This is a genomic window from Novosphingobium sp. (assembly GCF_036733805.1).
GTDB lineage: Bacteria > Pseudomonadota > Alphaproteobacteria > Sphingomonadales > Sphingomonadaceae > Novosphingobium.
In genome coordinates, this window is the sequence record NZ_DAIMZT010000081.1 from 1 (window position 1) to 9036 (window position 9036).

Here is a 9036-nt window from a genome sequence, read left to right on the forward strand (position 1 = left end):
TCGACGTCACACTAACCGGCAGCGCCGGCGAGGTGACGGCGATCCAAAAGCAGCCCTGAGCCGGCGATCGCCTTGGCGCATTAGCGTGTAATTAACCTTGTTCCGTCACGCTTCGGCAATGGAACAATTGAGATCCCGCGCCAAAACGCAAGCACAACTCGACGTCCTATACATCGCGCGGTGGCAGTCATGATTGCCACCGCCTTTGGCTGCCTCGCTCTCTTGTGCGTCGTGAGTTGGCCATTTTTCAACGATTACGGGACGGTGATCAAAATCCAGAGCACCGGTGCGGCCGCATTCGCGCTCTATTTTCTTGCGCTGGGATCGCCCACGGCAGCGATGGCGTGTCTCATTTCGTGCTCGCAACTCATTATTTCTGCGGCTGTGCGAGACCGTTACGTTGTCATCAGGCTTTATGGTGCGAGCCTCATTCTTTTGGCCTTTCTCTCAATTGTGACGTGGCATGGCATCCCGTCTGCCTTGGCCTTGACCGGAAGCTCCTTGGGCACCCTCGCACGGCTGCAGACTTCAACCACGCGGATGAAAGGTTTCTTTCTTGTCGGTGCGCCATTCTGGCTTGCGCATAATCTGATAGTCGGTGCGCTCTTTGCGCTGGGTACGGATCTCGTCTCGCTCGTATCCAACATCGCGAATCTTTCGAAATTCCTGCTAAAGCAGCGGCGCGCCTCGGTGGGCGCTTCGGCGTCCGTCACATTGGTCACCACACAAGCTGCGCTTCTTGTCCGATCTGGACAGTCGAAGATCATCCGCCTCAAGCACCGGTGGATCGACCGTGACCTGCTTGTGAAAAATACCGTATAGGGAACATCCACGAGTCAGGTAGCATTCGTATGATGATCGCTCGCCAGTGAAGCCAAGCTCGGGTGCCGTACTGGCGATCCTGTCAGCACTATTGTTTGGCGCCAGTACACCGTTCGCGAAGCTCGTCCTTGGTAACGGTGTAGACGCTTGGCTGCTCGCCGGCCTGCTTTATCTCGGATCGGGTTGCGGGCTTGCTCTCGTATATGCGTTGCGCAGAGCGATCGGACGTGGCGAGGGGGAAGCATCGCTCGCCCGATCCGACATGCCCTGGCTGGCGCTCGTCATCCTGTGCGGAGGCGGGATCGCACCGGTCTTGCTGATGGCGGGACTGGCAACGACGCCTGCGTCCACCGCGTCGCTTCTGCTCAATCTGGAAGGTCTTGCGACCCTCGCCATCGCTTGGCTGGTGTTCCGCGAAAATGTCGATCACCGTCTGTTGGTCGGCGCTGCGGCGATCCTCGGCGGCGCGGTGTTGCTATCGTGGCGTGGCGCTCCCGCGGGCGGTGGCTTGGGCATGTTGGCGATCGCCGGCGCTTGCCTCGCCTGGGGTATCGACAATAATCTCACCCGAAAGCTCAGCAGCGCCGATCCCGTCCAGATCGCGATGCTGAAAGGGCTGGCCGCAGGGACCGTCAATCTCCTCCTGGCGCTGACGCTTGGCGCATCCTTGCCAGCGATTCCGGTGGTTGCGGGTGCCGCGCTGATCGGCTTTCTTGGGTACGGCGTCAGCCTCGTGATGTTCGTGCTCGCGCTTCGGCACCTCGGCACGGCTCGGTCGGGAGCCTATTTCTCGACGGCACCGTTCATCGGTGCGTTGCTCGCGGTCGCGATGTTCGGCGAAACGGTCTCCGTGCCTTTCGTCATCGCCGGGATCCTGATGGCGATCGGGCTCTGGCTGCACCTGACCGAATCGCATGGCCACGAACATGCGCACGAACCTCTCGAACATGATCATCGCCATGTTCATGATAGCCATCATCAGCACCAACATTCGCCGGGCGTCGTTTCAGACGAACCCCACAGTCACTGGCATAGGCATACGCCAATGACACATCGGCATGCCCATTTCCCCGACCTGCACCACCGGCATCGGCATGACGCATAACCTTGGGCACCGAACGGATGCGACCTCGACATTTCGCCATCGTCCTGCCTATAAAGCCTAAAGTCACTATAGGGTTATGCTCAATGTCATCAGGGTCGCTCAGCATCGGCAAGCTTGCTGCCGCAACAGGGACGAAGGTCGAGACGATCCGCTATTACGAGAGTGCCGGTCTGCTGGCGGCGCCTGACCGCACCAAGAACAATTATCGCGCCTATTCGCCGCAACATCTCGCGCGTCTCAGCTTCATCCGGCGCGCCCGGGCGTTGGGGTTTTCGCTCGATCAGGTCCAGGCGCTGCTCGGTCTCGCCGATCAGAAGGAGATATCCTGCTCGGCGGTGGATCTGATCGCTCGAGAACATCTCGCCGAGATCGATCGCAAACTGAAGGATCTGGCAACGCTGCGTTCGGAGCTCAGCAGCCTCATCGTCCAATGCGGCCATGGCACGATTTCGGAATGCCGTATCATCGAGACGTTGGCACCGGAGGCGGCTCGCGCGGGATAAGCAAACACCTTCGTCGGCTATTGCAACTAAGTCGCAAAACTGCTTGACCCTCTAGCGGCTAGAGGGTTTATGAGGCTGGGATGTCCCGCCCAGACCTTCGCGAATCTTTCGATTCCAGCCCTGCCTTTACGCGCTTGCCAATGCCATCGATCCGGCGGGCCATGGCCGTACTGGCGGCACTCCTATGCATGGTCGGCATCAGCGGCATAGCCCGCGCCGATACCGCCGACGTGCAGACGGCGTGGCGGCTGCTCGACTATGTGGCGGTCGATTATGGTGGCGCCGTCAGCGGCGGTCGGGTCAAGAGCGCCTCGGAATTTGCCGAGATGACCGAATTCGCGGCTTCGGTATCGACCCGTCTCGCCGCTCTGCCACCCACGCCGGCGCGCGCTACTCTGACCGCGGGCGCGAGCCGGCTCCAGGGCGTGATCGCCGCCAAGGGCACGCCCGAAGAGGTCGCCCGCATTGCCCATGGCCTCGCTGCCGATCTGCTCAAGGCCTATCCGGTGCCCCTCGCGCCAGCCAAGGCGCCCGACCTGGCCCGCGGCGCGACCCTGTTCGCGCAGAATTGCGCGAGCTGCCATGGCATGACCGGGGATGGGCATGGCCCCGACGCCTCGAAGCTCACCACCCCGCCGATCGCCTTCAGCGACGTGAAGCGCGCACGGCAGCGCAGCCCCTTCGCGCTCTATCAGGTCATCGAGCAGGGTATCGACGGCACAGCGATGCAAAGTTTCGCGATCCTCCCGAGCGCCGATCGCTGGGCGCTGGCCTTCTATGCCGGTCGCTTCGCTTTTTCCGATGCCCAGGCGGCTGAGGGTGAGCGGTTATGGAAATCCGACGCCAGTCTCCGGCGCGCCATTCCCGATCTGACGGCGCTGGCCGGATTGACGCCGGAAACACTCGCAAAGGCCGTTGGTCCTGACAAGGCCGACGTGGCGATCGCCTATCTGCGCCGCCATCCGGAGGTGGTGATCCCGAAGCCCGCAGGCTCGCTGAGCGTCGCGCGCGACAAGCTGCAGCGCAGCCTTGCCGCCTATCGCAGCGGCGATCGCCACGCCGCGCAGGAACTCGCGCTGTCCGCGTATCTCGACGGGTTCGAACCGCTCGAGCCGATGCTGACCGCGCGTGACGCAACGCTCATGGGGCATATCGAAAGCGCCATGGGCGAATTCCGCGCCTCGCTTCAGCAAGGTCGGCCCGCTGACGAGATAGCCACCCGTATCCAGGTGCTCGATGGCTTGTTCGATGACGCCGATGCAGCCTTGTCCCCGGACGCGGCGAGCAGCGCATCGACCTTTCTGGGCGCGTTCACCATCCTGCTTCGCGAGGGGCTCGAAGCCCTGCTGATCGTCGTTGCGATGATCGCCTTCCTGCGCAAGGCCGAGCGACCCGAGGTGCTGCCCTATGTCCATGGCGGCTGGATCGGCGCGCTGGCGGCGGGCGGCCTGACCTGGGCGGTTGCAACCTATGCGATCGGGATCAGCGGCGCGAGCCGAGAGCTCACCGAAGGGTTTGGATCGCTGTTCGCGGCCGTCGTCCTGCTCTCCGTGGGGATATGGATGCACGGCAAGGCGCAGGCGGACCAATGGCAGCGCTACATCCGCGAAAAGTTGTCGCGCGCGCTGTCACGGCAATCGGCCTGGTTCCTGTTCGGCCTGGCCTTCATCGTCGTCTATCGCGAGGTGTTCGAGACCATCCTGTTTTATGCCGCGCTCTGGACCCAGGGTAATGGCGGTATCATGCTGGCCGGCGCCGGCTCGGCGGTCCTGCTGCTCGGCCTCATTGCCTGGGCGATGCTGCGCTACAGTCGCGACCTGCCGATTGCGAAGTTCTTCGCCTATAGCGCCTGGCTGATGGCGCTCCTCACGATCGTGCTCGCCGGCAAGGGTGTGTCCGCGCTGCAGGAAGCCGGCATCATCGACATCGCCCCGCTCTCGGGCGGAATTCGCGTCTCGGTGCTCGGCATCTTCCCGACCGTGCAGTCGATGGGCGCCCAGTTGCTGATGCTCGTCGCGGTGGCCGGCGGGTTCATTCTCAACCGGCGCCGTGCCGTCGTGGCATCCACCTGATGAAGAGCAGAGCAGGAAGCGATATTCGTCTTGACCCTCTAGTAGCTAGAGGGTGCATAAGGCTTCTCATGATGCTTGCACGCGTGGAAAATCATGGTCTGTAGCAGCTGCCAGTCGGATGCGCCGGCGGCGCCCGATCCGCGCTGGCGCCGCGTGCTGTGGATCGCTCTTGCGATCAATCTGACGATGTTCGCCGGCGAGATCGTCGCGGGTATCGCCTCGGGGTCGCGTTCGCTCCAGGCGGACGCGCTCGATTTTCTAGGCGACTCCGCCAATTATGCGATCAGCCTCGGGGTCGCGAGCATGGCGCTGGGCTGGCGGTCGCGCGCCGCATTGCTGAAAGGCGGCACCATCCTTGCCTTCGGCCTCTACGTCTTGATCACGACGCTGCTTGCCGCGCTGGGCGGGGGCATACCGCAAGCTGGGACGATGGGTATCGTCGGCGTGATCGCACTGGTCGCAAATGGCAGCGTTGCGCTCATGCTCTACCGCTATCGGAGCGGCGACGCGAATATGCGATCGGTGTGGATCTGCTCGCGTAACGACGCCATCGGTAATTTGGCAGTATTGCTTGCCGCCGCAGGTGTGCTCGGCACGGGCACGGCTTGGCCGGATCTGGCGGTAGCCCTGATCATGGCAGGGCTCGGCATTTGGGGTGGCCTTCAAATCATTATCCAGGCGCGGACGGAGCTATATCCCAAACCATCTGAGGATGCGTCGGCACAACTTCCGCTGACTTCTGGCAGCTTGCAGCTGCTGGAGCGCAAATAGATGCTTTCCATCGCAATCCGCCTTCGCGCAAGACCCGCCCGATCGCCCGAGATTATGCGATGACATCTCATTCCTTTATGCGATGTCGGGGCTATCCCGTTGTCGGCTTTCCTGTTAGTCGGTTGTCCGTGCGACGCTTGCTCAACATCCTTGCTTATTTGGCGATCGTCCTTTCCCTTGGGACGACGGCGACGGCGCATGTGCTGGAACGGCCGGATGTAAGCGTTACATCCCAGGAAATAGGCGTGGACGAAGTTGCTCTAGGCCATGCGCCCGGCGACGCCGATCAAGTGCCCTCCGATGGTGACAAAGGGTATCCTCACCATCACGGCGGCTGCCACGGTGATCATGTCGCAGCGCCGGTCAAGATCTCCAATGCCGCGCTCACGCACGACCTTCGGCTTGCCCCCATTTTCGCGAGCCATTCCATGCGGCCGCTCTCAACTGCCGATCCGGCGCTGAGGCCCCCACAAGCCTGACGATCCGCTGACCTCGCCGGCCATTGCCGCGCGGGGCGAATCCGGTTCGTCAGGAGTCATCATCTATGTATCGTACAATCGCGGCCGTTATGGTCGCGGCGACCTTGGCCAGTACGGCCGGGGCGCAGACAGCATTGCCGCCCGGCATTCCGGCGGCGAACCCTTCGTCACAAGCGGCAGACGCGTTCTCGCTTGAGAATGCGCTTGCTGCGGGCGGGATGCCATCAGCCCCGTCGGCCGCCGCCCGTAATGGCGCGGCATCGGGACCTGAGGGTAATAATCCAGCCCCGCTTCCATCGGTCGCGGCGGCGACTGCCGGCGTCGGCGCCGCGACAGCGGCACGGCGAGTTGCCGGCCTGCGCCCCAACCCCGAGCTTCAGGCTCAGGTCGAGAACGTCGCTGGCACCGGCGTCTACAAGGGGCTGCGGAGTTCCGAAACGACGGTCGGTGTTGCGCTCCCGCTAGAGCTGGGTGGCAAGCGGCCGGCGCGTGTCGCGCTTGCAACCGCTCGCCTAACTCGCGCGCAGGTCCAGGCTGAAATCGCGAGAGCGGATCTCCGCCTGCGGATTACGCAGCTTTATATCGAAGCCGCTGCTGCCGAGCGTCGGGCAGAGGTGCTGAGCGAGCAGGCTGGGATCGCCAACAACGCGTTCCGCGTCTCTAGCGAGCGCGTCAAGGCCGGCGACGTCGGCCCGATCGAGCAACAACGGGCAGACGTGCTGCGCATCAATGCGCAAGTCGCGGCCGACAGTGCCGCCCGTCAGGCACAGGCGGCGCGTGCCAATCTTGAGACATTGCTTGCTGTGCAGGTGACGGGACCGCTTGATCGCGCATGGTTCGAGCGAATCGATGGCTACGGACCGCCCCGACCCATCGACGTCGAAGGCACGTTGGCGCTGGCTGCTGCGGAAGCCGACGTTCGTACCGCAGATGCGCAGGTCCGGGTTGCGAGATCGCTGCGGGTGCCCGATCTGACCGTCAGCACCTTCGCTCGCCGGTTGGAGGCGACTAACGATACAGCGGCTGTGGTCGGTATCTCGATTCCGATCCCGTTTTTCAACAACGGGAGCGCCTTTGTGGCGCAATCGCGGTCCGAACAGACGCAGGCCATCGCGCTGCGCAACCTCGCGGTGGTCGATACGCGTCAACAGATTGCCAGTGCGCAGACCGAGGTGGCGAATGCTGCCGCGACGGCGCGGGCGGCAGGTGGTCCTGGCCTCGCTGCGGCCCAGGAAGCCGCCCGCATCGCCCGGATCGGTTGGAGTCAGGGCAAGTTTGACCAGATCGCGCTTCTCGATGCCGAGCGCACCCTTTCGCAAACCCGCCAGACCTACGTCGATGCACTCGCTGCGTATCACGACGCGCAGGCTCGGCTCGACCGGCTCACGACGCCGGCCCCCACGATTTCCGGAGATGATCGATGATGATGGATAAGCGCCTGCTAGGCGGCGGCGCCGCCGTCGCGATTGTCGCCGCACTTGGTGGTTACGGGATCGCACGCTGGACTGGGAATGAACCCGCCGCGACGGAAGCGGCAAGCGGCAATGCCGCTGCGCCTGCGGAGGTGGAAAAGGCCCCTGATACGGTGGCGATGACCGCGCAGGTGGTCCAGCAAGCCGGTATTGCCACCGAGACGATCAACCCGGGTGGACTCGGCGCGGAGATCGTCGCGCAGGCTACGGTCAGCGCGTCACCACAGGGCGAAGCGATCGTGACCGCCCGCGCCGCCGGCGCGGTCACACGGCTGTTGAAGCGGCTCGGTGATCCCGTGCGCGCCGGCGAAACGCTTGCTGTCGTCGAAAGCCGGGACGCGGCGCAGTTTGCCGCCGATCGCACCGCTGCGGCTGCCAAGTTGACGCTCGCGCAAAAGGCACTCGCCCGTGAGCAATATCTGTTCCGCCAAAAGGTCTCGGCGCGGGTCGAGCTGGAACAGGCCGAGGCGGAAGCCGCATCGGCCGCCGCAGAAGCGCGCCGCGCCAGTGTGGCTGCAGGGGCCGCACGGGTGACATCGGACGGTCGCGGTGTGCTGGTGTCGAGCCCGATTTCAGGCCGTGTCACCTCGGAGAATGTCAGCCTAGGCGCGTTCGTCCAGCCCGAGACCGAGCTGATGCGCGTCGCGGATGCGTCGAAGATTCAGATAGAGGCTTCCGTCGGACCCACTGACGCGCAACGGCTCTCGCCAGGTGACCGAGCGATCATCGAGCTGCCTGACGGGCGGACAGTCGAGGCAAAGGTGCGTGCCGTCACGCCAGGACTTGCCAACGACACGCGCTCAGCGACCGCCGTCCTCGATGTGCCCGGCACGCTTCAGCCGGGTCTCGCGGTGCGGGTGCGATTGCTGCCGAGCCGTGGTGGCACGTCCAATGCGATCGTGGTGCCGGAGAATGCGGTCCAGACGCTCGAGGGGCGCGACATCGTGTTCGTGCGGACCGCGCAGGGCTTCCGCGCTCAGAATGTCACGATCGGGCAGCGTAGCAGCGGTCGCGTCGAGATCCTGAAGGGTCTCGTTGGCGGCAGCCAGGTCGCAACCAAGAACGCATTCCTGCTCAAGGCCGAACTCGGCAAGGGCGCGGGCGAGGAAGAATAAGCCATGATAGCCAACCTTATGGCGCTTTCCGTCCGCGCTCGCTGGACGGTCCTAGCCTTGTTCCTCGTCATCGCCGGTCTTGGCGTGTGGCAGCTCTCCAAGCTGCCGATCGACGCGGTGCCCGACATCACCACCAAACAGGTTCAGATCAATACGGTCGACCCGCGGCTCTCGCCGGTCGAGATCGAGAAACTCGTAACCTATCCGGTCGAAATCGCGCTCGCCGGCATCCCCGGCCTGGAAACGACGCGCTCTATCTCGCGTAACGGCTTCAGCCAGGTCAGCGCGATCTTCACTGACGATACCGATCTCTATTTTGCGCGTCAGCAGGTAGGTGAACGGCTGCGCCAAGCGACAGAAAACCTGCCCGACGGCGTGCAGCCGCAGGTTGGACCGGTGTCGACCGGCCTAGGCGAAATCGTCATGTACACCGTTGATTATGCCAACCCGGACGGGAAGGGCGCCAAAAAAGTTGCTGGCCAACCCGGCTGGCAGCCTGACGGCAGCTATCTGACACCCGAAGGCGAGCGGCTGACCGATGGGGTGGCCAAAGCGAGCTACCTGCGCACCGTTCAGGATTGGATTATCGGCCCTCAACTGCGGTCGGTTAAAGGCATTGCGGGGGTCGATTCGATTGGCGGCTATGCCAAGACCTTCGTGGTCGAGCCGGATCCGACCAAGCTCGCCAGTTTCGGTG

The 9036-nt window shown here is 63.6% G+C and carries 9 protein-coding genes; all 9 read left to right on the forward strand.

Annotated features, from left to right (window positions below):
* Positions 1-189: 189 nt before the first annotated feature.
* Entirely contained in the window at positions 190-822 is a 633-nt protein-coding gene (locus V7D69_RS14310) for a YgjV family protein (protein WP_179563606.1), read from the forward strand.
* A 46-nt stretch (positions 823-868) separates the two neighbouring features.
* On the forward strand, positions 869-1927 hold the full coding sequence (locus V7D69_RS14315; protein WP_179563605.1) for a DMT family transporter: 1059 nt from the start codon (positions 869-871) through the stop codon (positions 1925-1927).
* An 83-nt stretch (positions 1928-2010) separates the two neighbouring features.
* Positions 2011-2430 (forward strand): MerR family transcriptional regulator, encoded by a 420-nt coding sequence (locus tag V7D69_RS14320; protein WP_179563604.1) that lies wholly within the window; start codon positions 2011-2013, stop codon positions 2428-2430.
* 140 nt (positions 2431-2570) lie between these two features.
* The gene (locus V7D69_RS14325; RefSeq protein WP_179563603.1) at positions 2571-4502 is read left to right on the forward strand and encodes a cytochrome c/FTR1 family iron permease; all 1932 of its coding nucleotides are present in this window, start codon (positions 2571-2573) and stop codon (positions 4500-4502) included.
* Positions 4503-4595: 93 nt separating this feature from the next.
* Positions 4596-5273 (forward strand): cation transporter, encoded by a 678-nt coding sequence (locus tag V7D69_RS14330; protein WP_179563602.1) that lies wholly within the window; start codon positions 4596-4598, stop codon positions 5271-5273.
* A gap of 128 nt (positions 5274-5401) precedes the next feature.
* Positions 5402-5752 carry a hypothetical protein gene (locus tag V7D69_RS14335; RefSeq protein WP_261937552.1) on the forward strand — a complete coding sequence of 117 codons (351 nt, stop codon included), beginning with the start codon at positions 5402-5404 and terminating at the stop codon, positions 5750-5752.
* 65 nt (positions 5753-5817) lie between these two features.
* Positions 5818-7176, forward strand: coding sequence for a TolC family protein (locus V7D69_RS14340; RefSeq protein WP_179563600.1), 1359 nt, complete (start codon positions 5818-5820; stop codon positions 7174-7176).
* The gene (locus V7D69_RS14345) at positions 7176-8339 is read left to right on the forward strand and encodes an efflux RND transporter periplasmic adaptor subunit (protein WP_179563638.1); all 1164 of its coding nucleotides are present in this window, start codon (positions 7176-7178) and stop codon (positions 8337-8339) included. The genes V7D69_RS14340 and V7D69_RS14345 overlap by 1 nt, the downstream gene beginning before the upstream one ends.
* Before the next feature lie 3 nt (positions 8340-8342).
* Positions 8343-9036 (forward strand): efflux RND transporter permease subunit (locus V7D69_RS14350; protein ID WP_333606132.1); only part of this gene is annotated, 694 nt, incomplete at its 3' end.

What these genes read in the sequence shown, in the direction of transcription:
- V7D69_RS14330 (WP_179563602.1), top strand. Translation starts at nt 4,596, where the DNA reads ATGGTCTGTAGCAGCTGCCAGTCGGATGCGCCGGCGGCGCCCGATCCG.
- V7D69_RS14310 (WP_179563606.1), top strand. Translation starts at nt 190, where the DNA reads ATGATTGCCACCGCCTTTGGCTGCCTCGCTCTCTTGTGCGTCGTGAGT.
- V7D69_RS14320 (WP_179563604.1), top strand. Translation starts at nt 2,011, where the DNA reads ATGTCATCAGGGTCGCTCAGCATCGGCAAGCTTGCTGCCGCAACAGGG.
- V7D69_RS14340 (WP_179563600.1), top strand. Translation starts at nt 5,818, where the DNA reads ATGTATCGTACAATCGCGGCCGTTATGGTCGCGGCGACCTTGGCCAGT.
- V7D69_RS14325 (WP_179563603.1), top strand. Translation starts at nt 2,571, where the DNA reads ATGCCATCGATCCGGCGGGCCATGGCCGTACTGGCGGCACTCCTATGC.
- V7D69_RS14345 (WP_179563638.1), top strand. Translation starts at nt 7,176, where the DNA reads ATGATGGATAAGCGCCTGCTAGGCGGCGGCGCCGCCGTCGCGATTGTC.